Origin of the sequence: Microbacterium nymphoidis (genome assembly GCF_021044885.1) — a bacterium.
Taxonomy (GTDB): domain Bacteria; phylum Actinomycetota; class Actinomycetes; order Actinomycetales; family Microbacteriaceae; genus Microbacterium; species Microbacterium nymphoidis.
The window spans coordinates 1451018-1475643 of sequence record NZ_JAJNOD010000001.1 but is presented as its reverse complement, the minus strand read 5'-3'; the positions used below and the strand labels follow the sequence as shown (position 1 = coordinate 1475643).

Annotated in this window: 21 protein-coding genes; 14 read left to right on the top strand and 7 right to left on the bottom strand. The window is 68.2% G+C overall.

Features of this window, described 5'->3' with window-relative positions:
- Positions 1 to 56 precede the first annotated feature (56 nt).
- Together LQ566_RS06850 and LQ566_RS06845 are read left to right on the top strand one after the other, a co-directional pair.
- A complete protein-coding gene (locus LQ566_RS06850) occupies positions 57 to 1115 on the top strand; it encodes an enoyl-CoA hydratase/isomerase family protein (protein WP_231090863.1) in 1059 nt (352 codons plus the stop codon).
- Complete coding sequence (locus LQ566_RS06845) at positions 1112 to 2029, top strand: DnaJ domain-containing protein (RefSeq protein WP_231090862.1); 918 nt, start codon at positions 1112 to 1114, stop codon at positions 2027 to 2029. The genes LQ566_RS06850 and LQ566_RS06845 overlap by 4 nt, the downstream gene beginning before the upstream one ends.
- A gap of 40 nt (positions 2030 to 2069) precedes the next feature.
- Here LQ566_RS06845 and LQ566_RS06840 read toward each other — a convergent pair whose 3' ends face one another.
- Positions 2070 to 2804, bottom strand: coding sequence for a FadR/GntR family transcriptional regulator (locus LQ566_RS06840; protein WP_231090861.1), 735 nt, complete (start codon positions 2802 to 2804; stop codon positions 2070 to 2072).
- A 44-nt stretch (positions 2805 to 2848) separates the two neighbouring features.
- Between LQ566_RS06840 and LQ566_RS06835 the strand changes: the two genes are divergently transcribed.
- Positions 2849 to 3709, top strand: coding sequence for an amidohydrolase family protein (locus tag LQ566_RS06835; protein ID WP_231090860.1), 861 nt, complete (start codon positions 2849 to 2851; stop codon positions 3707 to 3709).
- Positions 3710 to 4000: 291 nt separating this feature from the next.
- On the opposite strand, the gene LQ566_RS06830 is transcribed toward LQ566_RS06835, so the two are convergent.
- Together LQ566_RS06830 and LQ566_RS06825 are read right to left on the bottom strand one after the other, a co-directional pair.
- Positions 4001 to 4753: an SDR family NAD(P)-dependent oxidoreductase gene (locus tag LQ566_RS06830; protein ID WP_231090859.1), complete on the bottom strand. Its 753-nt coding sequence runs from the start codon at positions 4751 to 4753 to the stop codon at positions 4001 to 4003.
- Entirely contained in the window at positions 4753 to 5610 is an 858-nt protein-coding gene (locus tag LQ566_RS06825) for a fumarylacetoacetate hydrolase family protein (RefSeq protein WP_231090858.1), read from the bottom strand. Before LQ566_RS06825 ends, LQ566_RS06830 begins: the two co-directional genes overlap by 1 nt.
- Positions 5611 to 5708: 98 nt before the next feature.
- Between LQ566_RS06825 and LQ566_RS06820 the strand changes: the two genes are divergently transcribed.
- Positions 5709 to 7004 (top strand): L-fuconate dehydratase, encoded by a 1296-nt coding sequence (locus LQ566_RS06820; RefSeq protein WP_231090857.1) that lies wholly within the window; start codon positions 5709 to 5711, stop codon positions 7002 to 7004.
- Positions 6997 to 7974: an aldo/keto reductase gene (locus LQ566_RS06815; protein WP_231090856.1), complete on the top strand. Its 978-nt coding sequence runs from the start codon at positions 6997 to 6999 to the stop codon at positions 7972 to 7974. The genes LQ566_RS06820 and LQ566_RS06815 overlap by 8 nt, the downstream gene beginning before the upstream one ends.
- An 86-nt stretch (positions 7975 to 8060) precedes the next feature.
- Here LQ566_RS06815 and LQ566_RS06810 read toward each other — a convergent pair whose 3' ends face one another.
- Both LQ566_RS06810 and LQ566_RS06805 read right to left on the bottom strand, forming a co-directional pair.
- Positions 8061 to 9983, bottom strand: a complete 1923-nt coding sequence (locus tag LQ566_RS06810) for a hypothetical protein (RefSeq protein ID WP_231090855.1) — start codon at positions 9981 to 9983, stop codon at positions 8061 to 8063.
- A gap of 91 nt (positions 9984 to 10074) precedes the next feature.
- Positions 10075 to 10719 carry a bifunctional 4-hydroxy-2-oxoglutarate aldolase/2-dehydro-3-deoxy-phosphogluconate aldolase gene (locus LQ566_RS06805; RefSeq protein WP_231090854.1) on the bottom strand — a complete coding sequence of 215 codons (645 nt, stop codon included), beginning with the start codon at positions 10717 to 10719 and terminating at the stop codon, positions 10075 to 10077.
- Between the two features lie 469 nt (positions 10720 to 11188).
- Between LQ566_RS06805 and LQ566_RS06800 the strand changes: the two genes are divergently transcribed.
- A complete protein-coding gene (locus LQ566_RS06800; RefSeq protein ID WP_231090853.1) occupies positions 11189 to 12916 on the top strand; it encodes an ABC transporter ATP-binding protein in 1728 nt (575 codons plus the stop codon).
- Positions 12913 to 15156 (top strand): ABC transporter ATP-binding protein, encoded by a 2244-nt coding sequence (locus LQ566_RS06795; RefSeq protein WP_231090852.1) that lies wholly within the window; start codon positions 12913 to 12915, stop codon positions 15154 to 15156. Before LQ566_RS06800 ends, LQ566_RS06795 begins: the two co-directional genes overlap by 4 nt.
- Before the next feature lie 108 nt (positions 15157 to 15264).
- On the opposite strand, the gene LQ566_RS06790 is transcribed toward LQ566_RS06795, so the two are convergent.
- Positions 15265 to 15471, bottom strand: a complete 207-nt coding sequence (locus LQ566_RS06790) for an AsnC family protein (protein ID WP_231090851.1) — start codon at positions 15469 to 15471, stop codon at positions 15265 to 15267.
- A gap of 100 nt (positions 15472 to 15571) precedes the next feature.
- On the opposite strand from LQ566_RS06790, the gene LQ566_RS06785 reads away from it, so the two are divergent.
- Positions 15572 to 17011 (top strand): serine hydrolase domain-containing protein, encoded by a 1440-nt coding sequence (locus LQ566_RS06785; protein ID WP_231090850.1) that lies wholly within the window; start codon positions 15572 to 15574, stop codon positions 17009 to 17011.
- Here the strand turns inward: LQ566_RS06785 and LQ566_RS06780 are convergent.
- Entirely contained in the window at positions 16966 to 18111 is a 1146-nt protein-coding gene (locus tag LQ566_RS06780; protein WP_231090849.1) for a LacI family DNA-binding transcriptional regulator, read from the bottom strand. The two genes, LQ566_RS06785 and LQ566_RS06780, sit on opposite strands and share 46 nt — an antisense overlap.
- Before the next feature lie 292 nt (positions 18112 to 18403).
- Here LQ566_RS06780 and LQ566_RS06775 point away from each other — a divergent pair, with 292 nt between their 5' ends.
- From LQ566_RS06775 to LQ566_RS06750, 6 genes are all read left to right on the top strand, one after another.
- Complete coding sequence (locus LQ566_RS06775) at positions 18404 to 19462, top strand: autoinducer 2 ABC transporter substrate-binding protein (RefSeq protein WP_231090848.1); 1059 nt, start codon at positions 18404 to 18406, stop codon at positions 19460 to 19462.
- A gap of 93 nt (positions 19463 to 19555) precedes the next feature.
- A complete protein-coding gene (locus LQ566_RS06770; protein WP_231090847.1) occupies positions 19556 to 21076 on the top strand; it encodes a sugar ABC transporter ATP-binding protein in 1521 nt (506 codons plus the stop codon).
- A gap of 1 nt (position 21077) precedes the next feature.
- On the top strand, positions 21078 to 22088 hold the full coding sequence (locus LQ566_RS06765; protein ID WP_231090846.1) for an ABC transporter permease: 1011 nt from the start codon (positions 21078 to 21080) through the stop codon (positions 22086 to 22088).
- An 11-nt stretch (positions 22089 to 22099) separates the two neighbouring features.
- A complete protein-coding gene (locus LQ566_RS06760) occupies positions 22100 to 23158 on the top strand; it encodes an ABC transporter permease (RefSeq protein ID WP_231090845.1) in 1059 nt (352 codons plus the stop codon).
- Positions 23155 to 23718 (top strand): RpiB/LacA/LacB family sugar-phosphate isomerase, encoded by a 564-nt coding sequence (locus LQ566_RS06755; protein ID WP_231090844.1) that lies wholly within the window; start codon positions 23155 to 23157, stop codon positions 23716 to 23718. The genes LQ566_RS06760 and LQ566_RS06755 overlap by 4 nt, the downstream gene beginning before the upstream one ends.
- A gap of 6 nt (positions 23719 to 23724) precedes the next feature.
- Positions 23725 to 24471 carry a glutamine amidotransferase gene (locus tag LQ566_RS06750; RefSeq protein ID WP_231090843.1) on the top strand — a complete coding sequence of 249 codons (747 nt, stop codon included), beginning with the start codon at positions 23725 to 23727 and terminating at the stop codon, positions 24469 to 24471.
- Positions 24472 to 24626: the final 155 nt, after the last annotated feature.

The window sequence follows — 24626 nt, the reverse complement described above, 5'->3', positions numbered from 1 at the left end:
CCGCTGTGCCCGCTGCGGTGACCGATGGTCCCTGTCGCGAGGGTAACCTAGGCCGGGTGAGCACGCCACAGTCGGACGCCTCGGTGATCGTCCAGATGACGGGGGGCCTGGGACAGCTGACGCTGAACCGGCCGCGCACCCTCAACGCCCTGAGCATCGACATGATTGAGATCATGCTGGTGGCCCTGCGCGGCTGGATATCGGATCCGGACGTGTCGGCGGTGCTGATCGATGCCGCCGGCGACCGCGGCCTGTGCGCGGGCGGCGATGTCCGCGCCGTTCGTGAGTCGCTGATCGGTGGACGGCCCGACGAAGCCCTGCACTTCTTCCGTGAGGAGTATGCACTGGATCTGCTGATCCACGAGTACCCCAAACCGGTCGTGGTGTTCGCCGATGGGATCACGATGGGTGGTGGCATCGGGCTCGCCGGGCACGCCGCGGTACGCGTGGTCACCGAACGCTCGCAGCTCGCGATGCCGGAGACGCGCATCGGATTCACCCCGGACGTCGGCGGCAGCCTGCTGCTTGCACGCGCCCCGGGCCGCGTGGGGGAGTACCTCGGCCTCACCGGCGTCTCGATGAACGCCGCGGACGCGATCTGGGCGGGTTTCGCCGATCAGCTCGTTCCGTCGGATCGGCTGCCTTCCGCACTGGACGCTCTGCGCCACCGGGCCGACCCGGGAACGCCGATGGAGCTGCTCATGCTGTTCGATGAGACGCCCGGACGCTCGCGTTTGGAAGACGCTCGCGAATGGATCGACGATGCCTTCTCACGGGACACGGTCGGTGACATCGTGCAGCGCCTGCGGGAGATCGGAGGAGAGGCAGCCACCACCGCCGATCTGCTGGGGGAAGTGTCGCCCAGTTCGCTGGCGGTCACGCTCTCCTCGATTCGCGCCGCCCGCGAGGCGGACGATCTGCGGGCCGTGCTGGAGCAGGAGTTCCACGTGGGAGCGTTCCTGTCCGCGCGCCCCGACATGGCCGAAGGCATCCGTGCTCAGCTCGTGGACAAGGACCGGTCGCCCGCATGGTCGCCGGCGACCATCGCCGACTTGCCCGACGGTCTCGGAGAGGAAGCTCTCGCGTTCCGCGCACCGACGGCGCTCTTTTCGTGAGCGGGTCGCCGCTGGCCGCGTCCGCGTATGAGATTCTGCGCGTGGCGGCTGATGCGAGCGACGAAGAACTTCGTCGGGCGTATCGACTCCGGCTGCGGGAGGCGCACCCCGACACGGGCGGCGACGCCGCGCTCTTCGTTCGCGTGCAGGCTGCATGGGAACTGGTGGGCACCCCCGCCGCGCGAGCCGCGTACGACCGCGGACGCGGGGGTGCCTCCGTCTCCCACCCGACGTTCGCCCCGGAACCCACCGTGCGCAGCCGCCCCAGCGACACCCGGCCGGGTCCGCGCAGTCACGGACAGCCCGGCGGCTACAACCGCGAGCGGTATCTCGTGGGCATTCGCGAGTGGGCCGGGCGCGGCGTCGCGCTCCCCGATCCCTACGACCCGGCGCTGGTGCGCTCCGCACCCCGGGAGCTTCGGCGCCTGCTCGCCGACGCGCTCGCGGAGGAGAACACCGCCCGCTCGCTCTCCGACCTGGGCATGGGCTACACGATCTGGCATGACGTCGCCGTGCCGCGCATCGGCGGAAAGCTCGATCACGTCGTCCTCGGTCCGAGCGGCCTGTTCGCGGTCGCGAGCGACGACTACGCCGCACCGGTCAAGTTCCGTCGTGGCGAGGTGATCGGCGAGGGTGTGGACGCGGCACCAGTGGGGGCGACCGTGGCGGCGGCGCGTGCGCTGGGCAAGGCTGCCGGGGTCCGCTTCGGCGGCGTGATCGTGGTGCTGCCCGACGCCGATGTCCCGGAGCAGATCACCGAACTCGGGCGGGTCCGCTCGCTCGCGGCGGTGGTCGTGGGCCGCGGTGCGCTCACGACCGTGCTGCGTCGGGGGATCACCGGTGTGCGTGATCTCGGCGGCACGGAGATCTTCGACGTCCGCACGCGCCTGCAGGCGGCCATCCGCTTCGTCTGAGCCCGCCGGCCTGTCCGTGCGAAGGCCGCCGTCGCCTGTCTCAGTCGGCGGGGGTGGGGGCGGACTGGTCCGCATCCCGTGAGTCATCCGCTGTGGCAGAGGCGGCCGCGGCTTTGCGCAGCCACCGCTCGATTCCGGAGACGTGTACGGATGCGAGCGAGGACGCGAGTTCGGGGTCGTGTGCGGCGATGGCCTCCGCGATCGCCTGGTGCTCGCTGAGTGTGCGCTCGACCGCGCCGTCCTGGGTGAGACCGCGCCAGAGCCGTGCGCGCACGGTCTGGCTGCTGAGGCTGTCGAGCAGGCTCGAGAGGTAGTTGTTCCCGCCCATCCGGGTGATCGCGCCGTGGAAGCGCAGATCGTGGGCGACGAGCTCGGCGATGTCGGTGAGACCGAGGGCCTGATCCATCTCCGCTTCGAGAGAGGCGACGTCCTCATCGCTCGCCTTGAGTGCGGCCGCCGCGGTGGCGTGTGATTCGAGGACGCGTCGAACGGTGAAGATTTCGAGCAGCGACTCGTCGTCGTGCATGTCGACGACGAACGAGATGGCCTCCAGCAGAAGGTGCGGTTCCAGGCTGGTGACGTACGTTCCATCGCCGCGGCGCACATCGAGCACCCGGATGACCTCCAGCGCCTTGACCGCCTCCCGCATCGAGTTGCGGGACAGGCCCAGCCGTTCAGCGAGTTCCTTCTCCGGGGGCAGCCGATCGCCCGGGCCCAGCTCGCCGCGCACGATCATCGCCTTGATCTTCTGGATCGCCTCGTCAGTCACCGCCATGGGGTCATGATAGCGAGACATCGGATGTCCGGCAGGATAGACGCATGCACATCCTCGACGCGCATCTCCACCTCTGGGACCCCGCCGTTCTCGACTACGGCTGGCTGAGTGGTGACCTGGACCGAACGTTCGGCCCGCGGGAGCTCGAACACGCACTGGCCGGGATGTCCGATGACCGTGCGTTCATCTTCATGCAGGCCGATGCGCGCCCCGACCAGGCGCTCGCCGAGGTGGACTGGGTGGCCTCGCTGCCGTTGCCAGTGCGGGGATTCATCGCCTTCGCCGCGCTGGAACAGGGCGACGCGGTCGCGGAGCATCTGGCCGCCCTGTCCTCGCGACCCGGCGTGGTCGGAGTGCGTCGGCTGCTCCAGGGGGAGGCGCCGGGCTTTGCGCTCACCCCCGACTTCCTCCGCGGGGCGGAACTCGCGGCCGCGCACGGACTGGTGTTCGATGCCTGCGTGCGCGGCGAGGCCCAGCTCCGCGATGTCGCGGCGCTCGCGGACGAGCTCCCGCAGCTGAGCATCGTGCTGGACCACCTCGGCAAGCCGGTCGTGGGTTCGGCGGAGGCGCCGGCCGACCCGTCCGCGGGCGGCTGGTCGCGATCGATCCGTGACCTTGCCGAGCGCCCGAACCTGGTGTGCAAGGTGTCGGGCTTGCCGGGCGAGAGCGACGGCGCCTTCTCCGCCGCTCAGTTCGAGCCGTTCCTGGATGTGGCGCTGGAGGCGTTCGGTGCGGAGCGCCTCCTCTACGCCAGTGACTGGCCCGCCTCCTTCCCGGGTGACGCCGTGGCAGGATACGGCGCGTGGGAGCGGATCGTTCGCGAGTGGATCGCTTCTCGCGGCATCGACGCCGGCGCCGTGCTGCGGACGAACGCCGAGCGGGTCTACGGACTCGACGCGACCTGAGACGGCGGTGATGGGTGGTCACGGGCCTGGGGGATGGGCGATGGCGCCGACTTCCTGCCACAGACGATAAACGGCGCCCAGCCAAGGGGGGTGGCTGGGCGCCGCTTGGACTGACACAATGCGGCAGTCCGCTGAGGTCTGATGTTCAGTTTCGGGCAATGATCATCAGAAGAATGTGACTCGATCTCTCAAGTCGCTTCCAGCGTAGCGCGTCTCAGATGCCCGCGGGCGAACTTTCACCCGCATTGCGGAAAAAACTCGTCCGCTCGGCGGGCGCACCCGGCACGAGCATCAGGAGCGCGGACGCGGACGCAGTTGCGCCATGCCGCCGTCGACCTCGATGAACGTTCCGGTGGTCGAACCCGACCGCGGGCTCACGAGGTAGGCGACCGCGTCGGCAACCTCATCCGGGGACACCAGGCGACCGTGCGGCTGGCGCGCCTGGAGCGCGGCGCGCTCCGCCTCGGGGTCGGTCTCCTTCTCCAGGAGCCGGCCGATCCACGGCGTGTCGGCGGTACCCGGGTTGACGGCGTTGACGCGGATGCCCTCGTGGAGGTGATCGGCGGCCATGGCACGCGTGAGGGAGAGAACGGCGCCCTTGGTCGCAGAGTACAGCGCGCGCTGCGGAAGGCCCGTCGTCGCCGCGATGGACGAGGTGTTGCAAATTGCTGCGGAGGGCGACTGGCGCAGCCACGGCAGGGCAGCGCTGGTCACCCGCGCGATCCCGGTGACGTTGATCGACAGAACGCGCGCCCACTCGTCGTCGTCGTTGGCCGCGATGTCGCCCTGTGCGCCGATGCCGGCGTTGTTGATGAGGATGTCGATGCGGCCGTGGTCCGCCGCGACCTGTTCGACGGCCGCGGTGACGCTGGCGCGATCCGAGATGTCCGCCCGGTACGCGGAGAAGGCGGCATCGGCGATGTCGGGGTTGAGATCCAGCACCGCGATGGTGGCGCCCTCCTCATGCAGGCGCCGGCCGATGGCCGCGCCGATTCCCTGTGCGCCGCCCGTGACGACGGCGACGAGTCCGTCCATGCTTCCCATCAGTTCTTCTCCCATGCGATGAATTCGTGGCGCTGACGCCCCAGTCCGTCGATCTCGACCTCCACGACGTCCCCGGCCTTCAGGTAGGGGAACTTGCCGCCGAAGGCCACACCCTGCGGGGTGCCAGTGAGGATCAGGTCACCGGGTTCGAGGGTGACGTACTGCGACAGGTGCCAGACGATGTGGGTGACATCGAAGATCATGTCGTTGGTGTTGGAGTCCTGACGCGGCTCCCCGTTGACGAAGCTGCGCAGTCCGACGTTGCGCGGATCGATCTCATCCGGCGTGACCAGCCACGGGCCGGTGGGGTTGAAGCCGAAGGCGATCTTGCCCTTCGACCACTGTCCCCCGGAGACCTCCATCTGGAACGCCCGCTCGGAGACGTCGTCGCAGATCACGAACCCGGCGATGTGCGCAGCGGCCTCCTCCGGTGAGTCGAGGTAGGCGGCACGGGTGCCGATGACGACGCCGAGCTCGACCTCCCAGTCGGTCTTCTCGCTCCCGCGGGGGATCGTGACGGCATCATTCGGACCCACGACGGTGTTCGGCGTCTTGAGGAACATGATCGGAATCGTCGGCGGCTCCGCACCGGACTCCCGCGCATGCGCAGCGTAGTTCTGCCCGATGCAGATGACGGCGCTCGGGCGGGCGATCGCCGCGCCGATGCGCAGCTCGTCCGCACCCGCCAGCACCGGCAGCCGGCCGGCGTCGATCGCCGCCTGCGTGCGGGAGATCGGATCGTTCTCCAGGAAGGCTCCGTCGATGTCGGCGGTGACGCCACGCAGGTCCAGCGTGGCGTCAGCAGTGATGACGACGGGGATCTCCTCGCCGACGGGACCCAGACGTGCGAACTTCATCGATGCTCCGTTTCCGTGTGGCCGCGTCAGGCGGCGTCAATTGACAGTATAGACATCCGATGTTTAATCTGTGAGAGCCCGATCCAAGGAGATCTCACGTGAGCCGTATCGTCGCCCTCGAAACGACAGACATCCGCTTCCCCACCTCGCTCAGCCTCGACGGCTCCGACGCGATGAACCCGGACCCCGACTACTCGGCCGCATACGTGCGGATCGTCACCGACGCCGACGACGACATCTCGGGGCACGCGTTCGTGTTCACCATCGGTCGCGGCAACGACGTCCAGGTCGCCGCCATCGACACCCTGGCCGGTCATCTGGTGGGTCGTGAGATCGAGCCGCTGCTCGATGACATGGGCGGCACCTGGAAGGAGATCAACGGCGACTCGCAGCTGCGCTGGCTCGGCCCCGAAAAGGGCGTCATGCACATGGCGATCGGAGCCGTGATCAACGCCCTGTGGGACATCAAGGCCAAGCGTGCCGGTCTGCCGCTGTGGCAGCTGCTGTCCCAGCTCAGTCCGGAGGAGATCGTCTCCCTCGTCGACTTCCGCTACCTCACCAACGCCCTCACGCCCGAGGACGCACTGCAGATCCTGCGCGACGCGGAGGCGGGCCGCGCCGAGCGCACCGAGCGCCTGCTCGCGGAGGGCTACCCGGGCTACACCACCAGCCCCGGATGGCTCGGGTACTCCGACGAGAAGCTGGAGCGCCTGGCGCGCGAGGCGATGGCAGATGGCTTCACGCAGATCAAGCTGAAGGTGGGCGCCGATCTGCAGGACGACATCCGTCGCTTCCGCAAGGCACGCGAGGTGTGCGGTCCCGACTTCCCGATCGCCATCGACGCCAACCAGCGCTGGGAGGTGAGCGAGGCCATCGAGTGGGTGAACGCGCTCGCCGAGTTCCAGCCGGCATGGATCGAGGAGCCCACCAGCCCCGACGATATCCTCGGCCACGCGGAGATCGCGCGCGGCGTCGCACCGATCCGGGTGGCCACTGGGGAGCACGCGCAGAACCGCATGATCTTCAAGCAGCTGCTGCAGGCCGAGGCGATCTCCGTGATGCAGATCGACGCTGCCCGCGTCGGCGGGGTGAACGAGAACATCGCCAACCTGCTGCTGGCCGCCAAGTTCGGAGTTCCGGTGTGCCCGCACGCCGGTGGTGTCGGGCTGTGCGAGGCGGTGCAGCATCTGTCGATGTTCGACTTCGTGGCTGTCTCGGGTTCGAAGGAGGGGCGACTGATCGAGTTCGTCGACCACCTGCACGAGCACTTCGTCATCCCGACAGACATCCAGGGCGGGAACTACATGGCTCCGACGGCACCGGGCACGGGCATGGAGATGAAGGCGGAGTCTCGCGAGCGGTACACGTGGAGCGGAGCGCACGCGAATGCGTGACACCGTGTCGGGCCTGGCAGAGCTGCCGGTGCGGCTCGGCTACGGAGCCGCCAACCTCGGCAACATGTTCCGCGAGGTGTCGGACGACGAGGCCTGGGAGGTGCTCGAAGCCGCCTGGGAGGGCGGCGTGCGCTACTTCGACACCGCGCCGCACTACGGTCTCGGGCTGTCGGAGCGACGTCTCGGGGCTTTCCTGCAGACCAAGCCCCGAGACGAGTTCATCGTCTCCACCAAGGCCGGGCGGCTGATCCGGCCGAACCCCGATGACGACGGCGGACTCGACCTCGACAACGCCTTCCATGTCCGCACCGACGTGCGCCGCGAACTCGCCTACGACGGCGATGGCGTGCGCGCCTCGCTCGCGGAGTCCCTGGAGCGGATGGGGCTGGACCGCATCGACGTGCTGTACCTGCACGACCCGGAGCGCTCGGGTCACCTGGACCAGGCCATCGCGGAGGCTTATCCGGCGATGCAGGAACTGCGCGCCGAGGGGCTCGTCAGCGCCGTGGGTATCGGCTCCATGGTGTCGGATGCTCTTGCCCGCTCGGTGCGGGAGGCCGATCTGGACGTGATCATGATCGCCGGACGGTACACGCTGCTCGAACAGCCCGCGGCGAGTGAGGTGCTTCCCGCCTGCCATGCTCGCGACACTGCCGTTGTCGCCGCCTCCGTGTTCAACTCGGGTCTGCTGGCCACGGCCGTGCCGTCTCGCGACAGCCGGTACGAATACGGCGCCGTTCCCGACGACATCTGGGAGCGTGTGACCCGGATCGCCGCGATGTGCGACCGGCATGGGGTGCCCCTTCCCGCCGCCGCGCTGCAGTTCCCGTTCCAGGACTCGGCCACCGCGTCCGTCATCGTCGGAACGGCGCGTGCCGACCAGATCCGCCAGAACCTCGACCTCGTGACGGCGCCGATCCCCGCCGCACTGTGGGATGAGCTTCGCGCCGAGGGGCTGATTCCGGCCTGACGCGCACAGCGTCGTCGTGAAAGATGAGAATCGCACCTCCGAGACGTCTCGGAGGTGCGATTTCTATCTCTCAGGGGGTTTCGCGGTCAGTCCACGTATCCGCCCTCGCCGGTGTCGCCGTCATAGACGAACTCGCGCTTGCCGGTGTCGATGTGGATGTCGATGCCGAGGGGCTCCTGCGCCAGGAGATGCTCCTCGGCCTGCTTCGCCTTCGCCTCGTATTCCTTGGCGGTCTTCTCGTCGACGCCGAACACCGTGCCGCCCTTCAGATCGGTGATGATGAAAAGGAACGCCTGCACCGCGGTGCGATTGAACTCGGTGTCGGGGATCTCCTTCCACAGCGAGCCGTCGTCTCGGGCGGTCTTGTAGTGATCGATGAGTGCCTGGAGCTTCGCTTCGGTGGTGCCGGTGCCGGGCAGCCCCTCCTCGCCTCCGGCGGTGCCGGTCGACTTCGGCGTCGGCTCGGCGGATGCCGTCGGCTGCGGGGTGGGCTTAGCCGTGCCGCTGGGCTTCGGTGTCGCCGTTCCCTTGGGCGTCGGTGACGCCTTCGGAGTCGCGCTCTGCTTCGGCGTCGCGGAGGGCTTCGGATCGGCGGAGCTGGTGGTGGGCGCGGGCGCCGGCGTGGGCTCCGTGGACGTGCCGGAGCTCTGCAGAGCGATGCCGACGACGATCGCGATGATCGCCAGCAGGGCGAGAACACCGACGCCGATCAGCGTGGGAAGCACCCACTTCTTACGTCCGGACGGGACCACCGTGCCGGTCATCTGTGAGGCGGCGGGGTGTCCGGGCTGCGTCGGTGTGCCGCCGCCCAAGGGCGGGGTGCCATACGGCGTGGGTGGGGCGCCGTACGGTGCGGGCGGGGCGCCGTACGGGGCGGGCGGGGCGCCGTACGGGGCGGGCGTCGGCGCTTGGCCGTAGGCCGGAGATCCGTATGCCGGCTGACCCGCGGGAGAGTGCCCGTATCCGGCCGGGCCCGCGGCGCCGTACGGCTGGGCGGGGGGAATCTGGCCGTAGGGCTGGGTCGGCGCGCCTTGCCCGTACGGCTGGGTCGGTGTGTCTTGCCCGTACGGCTGGGTGGGTGTTGTCTGGCCAGACGGCTGGGTCGGTGTGCCCTGGCCGTGCTGCTCGGTGGGCGCTGCCTGCCCGTAAGGCTGGGTCGCCGCGTCCTGCCCATGGGCTCCCGTGCCCGCGTTGCCGTAGGGCTGGGTGGGTGCTGTTTGGCTGTAGGGCTGGGTTGGTGCGTCTTGCCCATGGGCTCCCGTGCCCGCGTTGCCGTAGGGCTGGGTGGGTGCTGTTTGGCTGTAGGGCTGGGTTGGTGCGTCTTGTCCAAGGGCTCCCGTGCCCGCGTTGCCGGAGGGCTGTGTGGGTGCTGTTTGGGTGTTGGGCTGGGTGGGTGCTGTTTGGCTGTAGGGCTGCGTGGGCGCGTCTTGCCCGTAGCCGCCCGTGTCCGTGTTGCCGTACGGCTGGGGCAGCTCCGACTGCCCATACGGCAGCGTCGGTGCGTTGTGCCCGTAGGCCCCCGCGCCTGCGTCGCCGTACGGCTGGGTCGGGGAGGTCTGCCCGTAGGTCTGGGCCGGTGCGTCGTTCGCGTGGGCACCTGCGCCGCCGTAAGGCTGAGTGGGTGCCGACGGACCGTACGGGTGGGTGGGTGCCGGCTGACCGGAGGGCGGGACCGGCGGCTGCCCGTACGGCGGGGCCGGCGGCTGCCCGTACGGGTGGGTGGGCGCCGGCTGACCGGAGAGCGAGGCCGGCGGCTGCCCGTGTGGCGCGGACTGCGGTGGGGGCGGTCCGTCAGACGGGTCGGCCGTCGGCTCTCCGGTATCGCCCGAGGTCTGCCCGTCGGCATCCGGGATCGCCGGCCCCGGCGCGACCGAATCCGCCGCTTCATCCGGTTCCTGCGCGGATTCGCCCGAGGCGTCCGTCGCCGGCGGGAATGCCGCCTCCGGTGTCTGTGGCGGATCGCTTTCCGATCCGTTCTGGTGCTGCGGATCCTGACGCTCGTCACTCATGGACGCCCCCTTCGTCGTGTTCAGGACACGACCGCTGCGAAGGACGCGTCCATCACCCACATGCTACGTGGGCGATGTCCGCCGCGGGAGTTCAGGCCTCGCGGACGGCGCGCAGCGCGTCGGCGAAGAGGCGCGCCCGCCGCGTGATCTCCTCGTAGTCCTCCGCGGCCAGGGCGGCTCCGGGAACCAGATCGCCACCCGCACCCGCTGCGATCGCACCAGCGGCGAACCAGGTTGCGAGGTTGTCCGGGGTAACACCGCCGGTGGGCATCAGCGGGACGTTCGGGAACGGGCCGCGCAGCGCACCCAGGAAGCTCGGGCCGCCCAGCGATGCGGGGAAGATCTTCACGACGTCGGAGCCCAGCTCGACGGCGGACATCACCTCGGTGGGAGTCAGCGCGCCGGTCATGGTGACCGCTCCCGTCGCCTTCATCGCCTGCGTCAGCTCCGGACGCGTGCCCGGGCTCACCAGGAAGGCGGCGCCCGCGTCTGCGGCCTCACGTGCCTGAGCTTCGGTGGTCACGGTTCCCGCTCCCACGTATGCCGAGGCGCCATAGGTGGCGATGGCGCGCGCGATCACCGCGGCCGCGTCGGGAGTGGAGTAGGTGACCTCGATGCCGCGGATTCCACCGCTGATCAGGGCGTCGATCGCCCGCATCGCGTGCTCGGGCGACGGGGCGCGGAGCACGGCGAGCACTCCGGTGGCGCGGACGGGGGCGAGGACGTCGGTCGTCATGTCAATTACCTCACTGGCGCGGGAGAGGGGGAGGGCACCGGTGCGAGCCTACCCGCCTCGGCTCTGGCTCCCGCATCGAACGGTGCCGCGGAGGCCAGTCGGCGGGTGGATAGTCCCGGGATCTCCCGATCCGCGCCGGGCGGCATCGCGGACGCCGGCACGTGGGGCCATCCCGGGACAGCCTGACCCGTACCTCACGGTCGACGGCCCTCATGTCTACAGCCCTTACTGCCGACGGCCCTTACTGCCGACGGCCCTTACTGCCGACGGCCCTTACTGCCGACAGCGGAGTCGCCTCGCGGTGGTCTGCCCGCCGTCATCGTGATGGCTGCCGGGCCGCCGGCCAATGTCGGAGGTTCGTGCTTCGCTGAGAGCGGACGCCGTGACGTTGCCCAGCAGACGCAGAGCGCGTAGCGTAGTCCGTCGCCTCGCGCGCACCCGCGCGAGGAAATCCTGCATCGGAGAGAACGTGCTCGGAAGAATTCTCGTCCGGTACCTGGGTCGATATTGGCCGTGGCTGATCGCCGTCGTGGTGTTTCAGTTCGCGTCCGCCCTCGCCTCCTTGTACCTGCCGCACCTGAACGCAGACATCATCAACACCGGCGTCGCGACCGGCGACACCGGCTACATCCTGTCCACCGGTGGGTGGATGCTGCTCATCTCCCTCGGGCAGATCGCCGCATCGCTCATTGCCACGTATTTCGCCGCCCGCGCCTCGATGTCGGCGGGCCGCGACATCCGAGCCGACGTGTTCGGCAAGGTCTCCGGATTCTCCGAGCGCGAGGTCTCGCAGTTCGGTCCCGGATCCCTCATCACCCGCAACACCAACGATGTGCAGCAGGTGCAGATGCTCGCGATGATGGGCTCCACCATGCTCGTCACCGCGCCGCTGCTGGCCATCGGCGGCATCATCATGGCCCTGCTGCAGGATGTCGGCCTGTCCTGGCTGCTGGCCGTGGCCATCCCGCTGCTGCTCATCGTGGCGGTGGCCATCATCAGCCGCATGGTGCCGCTGTTCCGCTCGTACCAGAGCAAGCTCGACGCCGTGAACCGGGTGATGCGCGAGCAGCTCACCGGCGTGCGCGTGGTCCGCGCCTTCGTGCGTGAGCCCATCGAGGAGGGCCGCTTCCGCGAGGCGAACACCGACATCCGCATCGTCGGCCGCAAGGTCGGGTCCCTGTTCGTGGTGCTGTTCCCCGTCGCCATGCTGATCCTCGACGTCACCATCGTGGGCGTCATCTGGTTCGGCGGCATCCAGGTCGATGCCGGTCACGTGCAGGTCGGCACCCTGTTCGCGTTCATGCAGTACGTCATGCAGATCCTGATGGGCGTCCTCATGGCGAGCTTCATGACGATCATGATCCCGCGCGCCGCCGTGTCCGCCGACCGCATCAGCGAGGTGCTGGAGACCCCGTCCACGCTGACGGCTCCCGAGCGCCCGGTGGCGTCCTTCCCCGAGACCGGAACGGTCGCCTTCAACGACGTCTCGTTCCAGTACCCGGGTGCCGATGCGCCTGTGTTGTCCGCTGTCACCTTCCGCGCCGACAAGGGCGAGACCGTGGCCATCGTGGGCTCGACGGGTGCGGGAAAGACCACGCTGGTCTCTCTCATTCCGCGTCTGTTCGACACCACCACCGGTTCGGTCCTCGTCGACGGCGTCGACGTGCGCGAGGCGGACGCGGAGTCGCTGTGGTCGCGGCTGGGGCTGGTGCCCCAGAAGGCGTTCCTCTTCAGTGGCACGATCGCCTCGAATCTGCGCTTCGGCCGGGAGAGCGCTACCGACGAGGAGCTCTGGCACGCGCTGGAGATCGCGCAGGGGGCCGATTTCGTCCGCGAGATGCCGGACGGACTGGAATCCACCATCGCGCAGGGCGGCACGAACGTGTCCGGCGGTCAGCGCCAACGTCTCGCCATCGCGCGCGCGATCGTGCGTCAGCCGGAGATCCTCATCTTCGATGACTCGTTCTCGGCGCTCGATCTCACCACGGACGCCCGCCTCCGGGAAGCGCTGTGGCGCGAACTGCCGGATGTGACGAAGATCGTGGTCGCCCAGCGCGTGTCCACCATCACCGAGGCCGATCGCATCATCGTGCTGGAGGACGGCACGGTCGCCGGGATCGGTACGCACGAGGAGCTGCTCGCCAGCAGCGAGACCTACCGTGAGATCGTCGAGTCGCAGCTGGGGGTGGACGCATGAGCGAGACGCAGAACAAGACGGCCGACGACGCCGCTGTCCAGGAAGAGCTCGAACAGGCCCAGGCCATGGCGCAGGCCATGGAGGCGGGCGAGTGGGCGCAGGGAGGAAAGGCCAAGAACTTCTGGCCCAGCTTCAAGCGCATGATCGGTCTGCTCCGCCCATACGCGGTGGCCTTCATCGGGGTGTCCATCCTCGGCGCCATCAGTGTGGTGCTTGCGGTGGCTGCGCCGAAGGTGCTCGGCGAGGCGACGAACCTCGTGTTCGAAGGGGCCATGTCGACCGCAGCCGCGGCGCTGCTCACCTCGGTGCTCGGTGCCGACGCGATCGTCGGCATGGACCAGGCCGCCGTGGTCGAGGCGCTTCGGCAGATGGGGCAGAACGACTTCGCGAACGTCATCAACGGGCTGAAGGACTTCGAGCTCGGCGCCGGCGTGAACTTCGACGCGCTGCGCCTCGTGATCCTCGCGGTCCTGGCGATCTACGTCGCCTCCGCACTGCTGAACTGGATCCAGGGATACGTGGTCAACGTGATCATGGTGCGTGCCATGTGGTCGCTGCGCGAGGAGGTCGAGGCGAAGATCAACCGCCTGCCGCTCGCGTACTTCGACAGGGTGCAGCGTGGTCAGCTGATCTCCCGCGTGACCAACGACATCGACAACATCACCCAGACGATGCAGCAGTCCCTCTCCGGTGCCGTCACCTCGGTGCTCACCGTGCTGGGCGTGCTCATCATGATGTTCTCGATCAACTGGATCCTGGCGCTGATCGCACTGGTCTCCCTGCCGCTGATGGGCGTCATCTTCGGCGTGATCGGCCCGCGCTCGCAGGCCGCCTTCAAGGTCCAGTGGGCTCAGGTCGGCAAGCTCAACGCGCGGGTGGAGGAGTCCTTCTCCGGTCACGCGCTCGTGAAGGTGTTCGGACGTGAGAAGGCCTCTGCCGAGGCGTTCGCGGTCGAGAACGAGGAGCTGTACAAGGCCTCGTTCAAGGCGCAGTTCCTCTCCAACATCATGATGCCGGCGATGATGTTCATCGGCTCCGTGGTGTACGTCGGAATCGCTGTGGTCGGCGCCCTCATGGTGGCCGGCGGCACGCTTCGCCTCGGCGATGTGCAGGCCTTCCTGCAGTACTCGCAGCAGTTCACCCAGCCGCTGTCGCAGCTCGGTGGCATGGCCGCGGTGGTGCAGTCGGGAACGGCCTCCGCTGAGCGTGTGTTCGAGCTGCTGGACGAGCAGGAGCAGGAGCCGGATGCGGCCGACGCCCCCGCGCTGGTGGCCGGCCCCGGTGTCATCGAGTTCCAGGACGTGAAGTTCGCCTACTCGCCCGAGAAGCCCCTGATCACCGGACTGTCCTTCCGCGTGGAGCCCGGCCAGACGGTGGCGATCGTCGGTCCGACCGGTGCCGGAAAGACCACGCTGGTCAACCTGATCATGCGCTTCTATGAGCTGGACGGCGGCCGGATCCTGCTGGACGGACAGGACATCGGCCAGCTGACGCGCCACGACGTGCGCTCGCGCACCGGCATGGTGCTGCAGGATCCCTGGCTGTTCGCCGGCACGATCCGCGAGAACATCCGTTACGGACGCGAAAGCGCCACCGACGAAGAGATCGTCGCGGCCGCCGTCGCCACCCGTGTGGACAACTTCGTGCGTTCGCTGCCGGACGGCTACGACACGGTTCTCGACGAAGACGCATCCAACGTCTCGGCAGGTGAGCGCCAGCTCATCACGATCGCGCGCGCGTTCGTGGCCCAGCCGTCGGTGCTCATCCTCGACGAGGCCACGAGCTCCGTCGACACACGCACCGAGGTGCTGCTGCAGCACGCCATGGCCGCGCTTCGTGAGGGACGTACGTCGTTCGTCATCGCGCACCGCCTGTCCACCATCCGCGACGCCGACCTCATCCTGGTGATGGAGCACGGCGACATCGTGGAGCAGGGCAATCACGAGGAACTCATCGCGAAGAAGGGCGCGTACTGGAACCTGTACCAGTCGCAGTTCGAGCACGCGGTGAGCGATGTCGAGGATGCGCCCGCCACGGGAACGATCCCGGTGCTCACGGGGGCGATCCCCGTGGCCACGGGATCCGTCGCTGTGGCCGCGGGTGCCGAGACGATCGCGGTCGACGCCCTCACCGTGGCGGAGGGTGCTCCGGTTCCGGGTGAGACCCCCGCTGCCGCCGCAAGCGAGGCGGACGACGCCGAGTCCACCGGCGATCCGCGGACTCGTTCCACCGACGCCTGACGGCGATGCCCGATGGGCCCGGTCCCGCTCACGCGGGGCCGGGCCCATCGGCGTAAGCGGCACCGGGTCAACGGCGTCGGGCGCAGTGGCTCGTGGGTGCGGGGACGGTCACTGCCGCCCGAAGCGGCGGTGAGCAGCCTGCTTGCTCACCCCCAGCGCGCTCGCGATCGCCTGCCACGAGTAGCCGAGGTTTCGGGCTCGGCGCACCTGGGCCTCCTCGGCCCGGGCGAGCTGCTGGCGGAGCCCTGTGAGCCGGTGAAGCTCAGCCATCGGCTCGCCGGAGTCTTCTGCCTCGATGGATGTCTGAATGGTCATGTGCACCTCCATCGTCAATGTATGTTGACCTGCGCTGGATGTCAACATGCATTGACGATGGCTCCGGCGTTCCCGCGCGTCTGCATGAAAACATGGGTCCATGACTGCTGATCTTGTCCGCCTGGTTCCGCATCTCACCGCATTTCTCGACGAGTGGATCGAGCGGCAGCGGGTGATCCACGCCGTGCCCGGCATTCAGGTGGCGGTGCGTGTGGGCACCGATCTGCTCTACTCGCGCGCGTTCGGCCTCGCGGATACGTCGACGGGAGAGGAGCTGGGCACCGAGCACGTGTTCCGGATCGCGTCGCATTCGAAGACGTTCACGGCCACAGCCGTCATGCAGCAGGTGGAAGCCGGCCGGCTGCGTCTGGACGACACCGTCGCCCAGCACGTCCCAGAGCTGGCCGACGCTCCGATCGGATCATCCAGCATCCGGGAGCTGCTGGGGCACCAGTCCGGAGCGGAGCGCGACGGTCGCGCGGCGGACTTCTGGCAGCGTGAAGCGCCATTCGTCGACAGAGACGGCCTCATTGCGCAGCTGCGTCACGATCGGGTCTTCCCCGCCAATACCCACTTCCACTACTCCAACCTCGCCTACTCGCTGCTCGGGCTCGTTCTGGAGGCCGTGACCGGCACCTCATACGCCACCGTGATCCGCGACACCCTGCGTCCGATGTCCGAGGCGATGAGTGAGCAGGTGCGGATCGGGCCCGAACTGGACGTGGACGGCGGATTCGGCCTCCCCGCTCGCCGAGCCTCCGGTCACGGCATCCCGCGGGCCGAGCGCATGACCGGCGCCGATGGCGATCGGACTGCGCCCGTGATCCCGCCGGTGGACACAGGCGCTGAGTCGGCGGCGACGGGCTTCTGGGCCAATGCCGAGACGGCGTCTGCGTGGGTGGCCGCTCATGCCTTCGGAACCGGGCTGTTCCTCGCGGACGACACCAAGCGGCTGATGCAGCGCGACGAGTCGAAGATCTCGACGGGTGGGACCACCCGCTGGTACGGTCTCGGGTGGATCATCCGGAAGGTCGGTGATCGCCGGGTGATCGGGCACTCCGGCGGGTTCCCCGGCCACATCACCCAGTCGTGGGCCGACCCGAAGACCGGCTTCGCCGTCAGCGTCCTGACCAATCGCATCGACGGGCCGGCCAGCGCCCTGGCTGCGGGCATCATCTCCCTCATCGACCTCGCCGTCGAAGAAGCCGACGAGAAGACCGACGAGCTCCTCGAACCGGGTGCCGCCGGGCGGTACCTGTCGCTGTGGGGCGACGTCAACCTCGTGTCGCTTCCCGGCGTCGTGCTGCAGCTGTCCGATACCGCGCTCGACCCCGCGGCGGGAGCGGTGGTGATGCACGACGATCACGGAGCGCTTCGTGCGGAGGCCGAGGACGGCTTCGGGGACGCGGGTGAGGTCGCGGACCTCCGGCGTGACGGATCCGGTACCGTGACGGCGGTCACCATCACGGGTGTCACGCACTACCGCCCCGACGTCTACCTCGATCGCGAAGCGGCCATGCTCGCCCCCGATGCGGGGTGAGATGACGATCGCGGGACCACCTCGGGCGTGAGGACCAGCTCGACGTGGTCGTGGGCGTGTGCGGCACCCGTCTGCTGGTCGAGCATGTGCGCGGCGGCGATGCCGAGCTCGGCGATGGGCTGGCGGACGGTGCTCAGTGGCACCACCCAGTCCTTCGCGAACTCGATGTCGTCGTAGCCGACCAGCGCGATGTCGCCGGGCACCGAAGCGCCCGCGGCGATGAGCGCACGGTACGCCCCGAACGCCAGCATGTCGTTCCCGCAGAAGATCGCGGTGGGCCAGTCGTCGGGTTCCGTGGCGGCGAGGAGACGGCGGGCTGCGCTCTCGCCGTCGCTGATGCCGATGCCTCGGGTGTGCACGGGGATGAACGCCCGGTCTGGGTCCAGGCCGGCCTCGGCGAGAACCGCCCGCGCGCCCCGCGCCCGCTGTTCGAACTGCCGGAGACGTCGCGGCCCCGCGATGTAGCCGATGCGTTCGTGGCCGCGTTCGAGGAGCATGGTGGCCGCAAGCCTGCCGCCCTGCTCGTGATCCACCGTGATGGTGCACAATCCGGAGCTCCCCGGGTAGTCCAGCAGCACCATGGGAAGTTCCGCGTGCACCGCACGGTAGTGGGCAGCGGCCGAGACGCCGCGCGCCGGTGCGAGGATGACACCGCGCACCCGCTGGGCGGACAGCATGGTGAGCAGCTCCTGTTCGCGACGGGGGTCGCCTTCGGAGTCGCACAGCAGCACGACCTGTCCGCTGCGGCGCGCCGCCTGCTCGACGGCGTGGGCGACGCCCATGTAGAACGGGCTGGCGATGTCGAGCACGACCAGCCCGATCACGTTGCTGGTCGCTCCCGTCAGGACTCGAGCATGCTGGTTCGGAACGAAGCCGAGCGTGGTGATCGCCTGCAGGACACGCTCGCGTAGGGCGGGGCGGACACGCTCCGGATGGTTGATGGTGTTGGAGACCGTGCCGACGGACACACCGGCGTGCTCGGCGACTTCACGGATCCGCACCGGCGCGAGTGAGGGCGTCGCATCCGGCTCGCCCGAACCCGCGGGGCGTGACGGGGTGGCGTCGCCCGACGTATCAACGCGCCGACGCGCGGGCGTCATCCGCGCTCCCGCGCGCGTCTGGCGATGGGGGGAGAAACCATGAAACCTCCTGGATCAGCATCGATCAGTGGGGCGAGCCGCAGGTTCGGGATGTCACAGCTCTGCATCACCTGTTGAATCCTAGTGATTCTCCCGCTACGTTTGAAGCGCTTCAAGAATGAAGCGCTTCAAATCGAGCAACGACGCCGATAACACCGTGTGTCGACTGCAGAGCCGCGACGGGTGTGCAGCGACAGTGCGGGGCGTTCTGCCGGCATATGCACCAGAGACACCCACACACGAGGAGACGCACATGAAGAAGCAGGGACGCTTCGCCGCAGCGCTGCTGGGCCTGACCGTTTCGGTCGCCCTGAGCTTGACCGGCTGCACCGCCGGCGGAACCGCCGGGGGCGGCGACAACGCCGGGGGTGGCGACAACGCCGAGGGCGGCGACTACACGATCGTCATCGTTCCCAAGGACTCGACGAACCCGTGGTTCGTCCGCATGGAGGAGGGCGTCAAGAAGTACGCGGCCGACTCCGGCCTCAACGTCTACCAGAAGGGCCCGGCTGAGACCGACGCCACCATGCAGGCCCAGGTGATCCAGGACCTCATCGCGCAGGGCGTCGACGCGATCGGCGTCGTCCCCGTCGACCCGGGCGCCCTGGAGCCCGTTCTCAAGCAGGCGATGGACGCCGGCATCGTCGTCGTCACCCACGAGGGTGCGACGCAGGAGAACACCCAGTACGACATCGAGGCCTTCAACAACAGCGACTACGGCGCGTTCATCATGGACAACCTCGCCGAGGCGATGGGGGAGAAGGGCACCTACACGACGATGGTCGGACACGTCACCAACGCCTCGCACAACGAGTGGGCCGACGGCGCGGTCGCGCACCAGAAGGAGGCCTACCCGAACATGACCCTCCTGGAGGCCGAGCCCCGCGTCGAGTCGCAGGACGACGGTGAGGTTGCCTACCAGACGGCCAAGGAGGTCCTGAAGAAGTACCCCGAGGTCACCGGCTTCGTGGGCACCAGCTCGTTCGACGCGCCGGGTGTTGCTCGTGCCATCGAGGAGCTCGGGCTCAAGGACAAGGTGTTCGTCACCGGCACCGGCCTGCCCGCGGCCAACAAGCAGATCCTCGATGACGGTCTGGTGAAGAGCCTGACCCTGTGGGACCCGGCCGACTCGGGATACGCGCTCGCCGCGCTGGCCACCAAGATCCTCGACGGCGAGAAGATCGAGGACGGCATCGACCTGGGCGTCAAGGGCTACGAGGACATGAAGTTCTCCCCGGGCAGCGACAAGGTCCTCGAGGGCAACGGCTGGGTCGTCATCAACAAGGACAACGTGGACGATTTCGGCTTCTGAGCCGCCGGGGTCCGCGCCGTCGCGCGGACCCCGATCCGCGGACCCGGCGAACCGTCGCCGGGTCCGCACCCACCCGTCTCGTTAAGGAGAGAAATGACGGCACCCGTGCTGGCAGTCCGGGGCATCAGCAAGGCGTTCGCCGGCGTTCACGCGCTGAGCGACGTGTCGCTGGAGATCGCCCCTGGCGAGATCCACTGTCTTGCCGGTGAGAACGGCAGCGGCAAGTCCACCCTCATCAAGGTGATCTCGGGCGTTCACGCCCCGGACTCCGGAACCGTCGAGATGAACGGCGAGGAGCAGTCGCGCCTCACGCCCGTGGTCGCGATCGAGAACGGCGTCCAGGTCATCTACCAGGACTTCTCCGTGTTCCCCAACCTCACCGTCCTCGAAAACCTCGCCCTTCCCTCGGAGATCTCCGAGGGGCGCAAGGTCATCAACTGGCGACGCATGCGAGCCAAGGCCGAGGCGGCCATCGCGAAGATCAACGTCGACATCGATCTCGACGCGCAGGTGGGGAGCCTGTCGGTCGCGCAGAAGCAGCTGGTCGCGATCTCTCGCGCGCTGATGACCGAGGCGAAGCTCATCATCATGGATGAGCCGACCACCGCTCTCACCAAGCGAGAGGTCGACGCCCTGTTCCGCATCATCCTCGACCTCAAGGCGCGCGGGATCGCAACCCTGTTCGTCAGCCACAAGCTGGACGAGGTGTTCGAGATCAGTGAGAAGTTCACCATCATCCGCAACGGTCGCACGGTCATCACGTGCCTTCCAGAGGAGCTCGACCGCCGCTCGTTCTCCCAGTACATGACCGGACGTGACTTCGAGGAGTCGACCTTCTCCGGTCCGCAGGCGAACGCCCCGGTGGCCCTGGAAGTCGACGCGCTGAGCATCGACGGCGCCTTTGCCGATGTGTCCCTCACCCTGCGCTCCGGCGAGATCCTGGGCATCACGGGTCTGCTGGGTTCCGGTCGTACCGAGCTGGCCCTCGCGCTGTTCGGCGCGCTCGGCGTGGACTCGGGGGAGATCCGTCTGGACGGTCGAGCGCAGCGATTCCGTAACGTGCGCGATGCGATCCGGGCCGGCATCGGATACGTGCCCGAGGACCGCCTGACCGAGGGGCTCGCGCTGGAGCGGTCGATCGGTGCCAACATCACCATCAGCGAGATCGATCGTTTCGTCTCCCGGCTCGGCCTGCTCGACCGTAGGGCGCTGCGTGCTGAACAGCGTGCCTGGGTCGACGAACTGCGTATCGCCACGCCGGACCCCGACAACGCGGCCAGCACCCTCTCCGGCGGGAACCAGCAGCGCATCGTGCTGGCCAAGTGGCTCGCCACGAAGCCGCGTGTACTCATCCTCAACGGACCCACCGTCGGGGTGGACATCGGTTCCAAGCACGACATCCATGAGATCCTCCGGCGTCTTGCCGGCGAGGGTCTCGCGGTCATCATCATCTCCGACGACATTCCCGAGGTGCTGGAGAACTGCAACCGCGTGCTCGTCATGAACGGCGGGCGCATCAGCGGACGCTTCGAGACGGCGGATGTCGCCGAATCCGACATCACCGCCCTGATGAGTGACGACACCATCCACGCGATCAACGAGAAGGAGGTCTGAGATGACGAAGCTCTGGCGCCGCGCGCGCAGTTCCAACGAGTTCTACGTCCTGCTCGTGATCATCGCCCTCAGCCTGGTGATCCAGTTCCGCAGCGGGCAGTTCTTCACCGTCAACAACATCGTCGACATCGCGAACGCGATGGTCGTGCCCGGCCTGTTCGGCGTCGCCACCTTCATGGTGCTGGTCTCGGGCGGCATCGACGTCTCATTTCCCGCGCTCGCGTCGCTGTCGGTGTACGCAACCACGCGCATGCTGGTCGACGCCGGGTACGACGGAGCCCTGTGGCTGCCGGTCCTGCTGGTGGTGCTGCTGGGCGCGGTTCTCGGCGCTTTCAACGGACTGCTCATCTCGCGCATCGCCATTCCGGTGCTGATCATCACCCTCGGCACCGCGAATGTGTTCTCCGGCATCATGCAGGGCGCGCTCAGCTCGGTGCAGATCCCGACGCTCCCGCCCAGCATGAGCGAGTTCGGACGAGCATCGATCCTCACGGTCACCAACCCGGACTCCGGGCTGACCTCGAAGCTCCCGCTCTCCTTCCTCCTCCTGATCGTGGTGGTCGTCGTCGCCTTCTTCGTCATGCGGTTCACGACTTTCGGGCGGGGCCTCTACGCGGTGGGCGGAGACGAGAGCTCGGCGGTACGCGCCGGATTCAAGGTACGAGCGATCAAGTTCTGGCTCTACGTCGCCGTGGGCGTGATCGCCTCGCTGGCGGGACTCGTCCGCACGAGCATGATGGACCAGATGCATCCGACCAACCTGCTCGGCAGCGAGCTGATGGTCATCGCTGCCGTCGTTCTCGGTGGCGCGGCCATCACCGGCGGAACCGGCACGCTCACCGGCACGATGCTCGGCACGCTGCTGATCGTGATCGTGCAGAACAGCATGATCCTCGTCGGCATCCCCACCTACTGGCAGAGCATCGCCCTCGGCGCGCTCATCATCATCGGCACCGGAATCTCTGCGCTGCAGCTGGCCCGCCAGCACCGCCGCAGTCGGATTCCGGCGTGAAAGGGGTCGTCATGAACAATTCGACGATCGAGAAGGCGCCCGCTGGTGTCATCGCGCGGCTGCGCTCCTGGGCGAGCGCCGACCCGCACGTGACCCGCCTCGCCATCGTGCTCGTGCTCCTGCTCGTGGTGTTCGCCGTGATGAAGCCGAGGAACTTCGGCAACGTGGCGACGTGGCAGTCCATGGCGGTGCAGTTCCCCGAGTACGGCCTGATGGCTCTCGGCGTGATGCTCACGATGATCATCGGCGGCATCGATCTGTCCGTCGTGGCCATCGCGAATCTGGCATCCATCGCCAGCGCCGTGATGATGCTCGCCCTCGCGCCCAAGGGCTCCGACGCCGGCACCGGCTACCTCGCCGCCTTCCTCGCTGTTCCGCTGTGCCTCGTGATCGGCGCGATCGCCGGCGCCTTCAACGGCTTCCTCGTGGCGAAGATCCGGATCCCGGCGATCCTGGTGACGCTCGGAACGTTCGAGCTGTTCACCGGCATCGCGATCGTGATGACGGCAGGCAAGCCACTCAGCGGGCTTCCCTCGCAGTACAGCGAGGTGTTCGCCGCCCGGGTCGCCGGCATTCCGGTACCGCTCATCATCTTCGCCCTCGCGGTCGTGATCGTGGCGGTGCTGATGAACCGGACGCCGTTCGGCGCGAAGCTCTACATGCTCGGCTCGAACGAGAAGGCGGCGGCGTTCAGCGGATTGAAGACGACCAGCCTCACCATCCGCACCTACATGACCTCCGGGATGCTGGCCTCGGCCGCGGGGCTCGTGATGCTGGCGAACTACAACTCGGCGAAGGCCGACTACGGATCGACCTACACCCTGCTCGCGGTGCTCATCGTGGTGCTCGGCGGTGTGAACCCCAACGGCGGCTCGGGCAAGCTCAGCGGTGTCGTGCTCGGCATCGTGGTGCTGCAGGTGCTCTCCAGCTTCCTGAACACCTTCCCGAACATCAGCAACTTCTACCGCCCGCTCATCTGGGGCGGGGTGCTGCTGCTCGTCATCGTCATCAACCAGTGGTACAAGCCGGGAGGTCTGTCCCGGTTCTTCCAGAAGAGGAGCGCGTCATGAAGACGACCAAGGACCGACACGTCGTCCTGGGAGCCGACTTTGCCGGATTCGATCTGAAGGAGGCGGTGAAGGCGCACCTGGAGGAGCGGGGCTGGACGGTGGCGGATCTCACGCCCGATCGCGATGCCGCGCCGATGTACCACCGCGTCGGGTTCCTCGTGGGCTCGCGCATCGCGGAGCGGGAGTATGAGAAGGCGCTGCTGTTCTGCGGCAGCGGCATGGGCATCCACGTTGCCGCGAGCAAGGTGCCGCACGTGCATTCCGCCGTCGTGGAGTCCGTGGCCGCCGCTCGCCGCGCCGCCACCGCCAACAACTGCAACGTGCTGGCGATGGGCGGGTTCTTCACCGGGCCGGCGCTCGGCATGGCGATGGCCGATGCCTTCCTGGAGGGACACCTCGGCGAGGGCTACGAGGACTGGGACGGGTTCTACGAGTACCACCGCGTGGGGTACCAGGAGTGCGAGGACTTCGACTACGAGGCGTACAAGGCCAACGGCTTCCAGGTGGCGGACCCGAGCGTTCCGGCGCTGGGGCCGGAGCCGCGCGGTCTGGCGTTCTGAGCGATCATGGCACGCGTCCTTCTCGCCGGAGAGTCCTGGTCCACCACGTCGATCCACACCAAGGGGTTCGACTCGTTCATCACCTCCGCCTATGCCGAGGGCGGCACGGAGTTCATCGCCGCGCTGCGCGAGGCCGGTCATGAGGTCACCTTCCAGCCCAACCACATCGCTGCCGATCACTTCCCGTGGTCGGCCGAGGAACTGGCGGCGTTCGACGTCGTCGTGCTGAGCGACATCGGGGCGAACACCCTGCTGCTGCCGAACGACGTCTTCGCCCGAGGGCAGGTGCGGCCGAATCGTCTGCAGGTACTGGCCGACTGGGTTCGCGCCGGCGGATCGCTGCTGATGGTCGGCGGTTACCTGAGCTTTCAGGGGATCGAAGCCAAGGCGAACTACCGGGCCACCCCGATCGCCGAGATCCTGCCGATCGAGATGGAGGTCGGAGATGACCGGGAGGAGACGCCGCAGGGCGCCGCTCCCCGCGTGATCGCCGAGCACGCGATCACGGCGGGCATGCGCGAAGAGTGGCCCGTCGTGCTGGGATATCACCGCCTGCAGGCACGAACGGAGGCGGCGGAACTCGTCGCCGTCGACGGCTCGCCCTTCGTCGTCGTGGGCGAGGCGGGCGCGGGGCGAACCGCCGTGTTCGCCAGCGACATGGGTCCGCACTGGCTCCCGGACGAGTTCCGCGCCTGGGACGGCTTCACGACGATCTGGGATCGGCTCGTGCGCTGGCTGGCACGCGAGAGCTGACACCGCCCGACAGAAACGGGGGCCCGGGATTCCGGGCTCCCGTTTCTGACGTCACCGGTTCGGTCACGTGCCGCGGGTTGTTTACAGGCGCCGTCGCGCAGAGTGCGGGACCGGCTACTGTGACCGCCGGAGGATTCCGGGGGCGGCATCCTTCA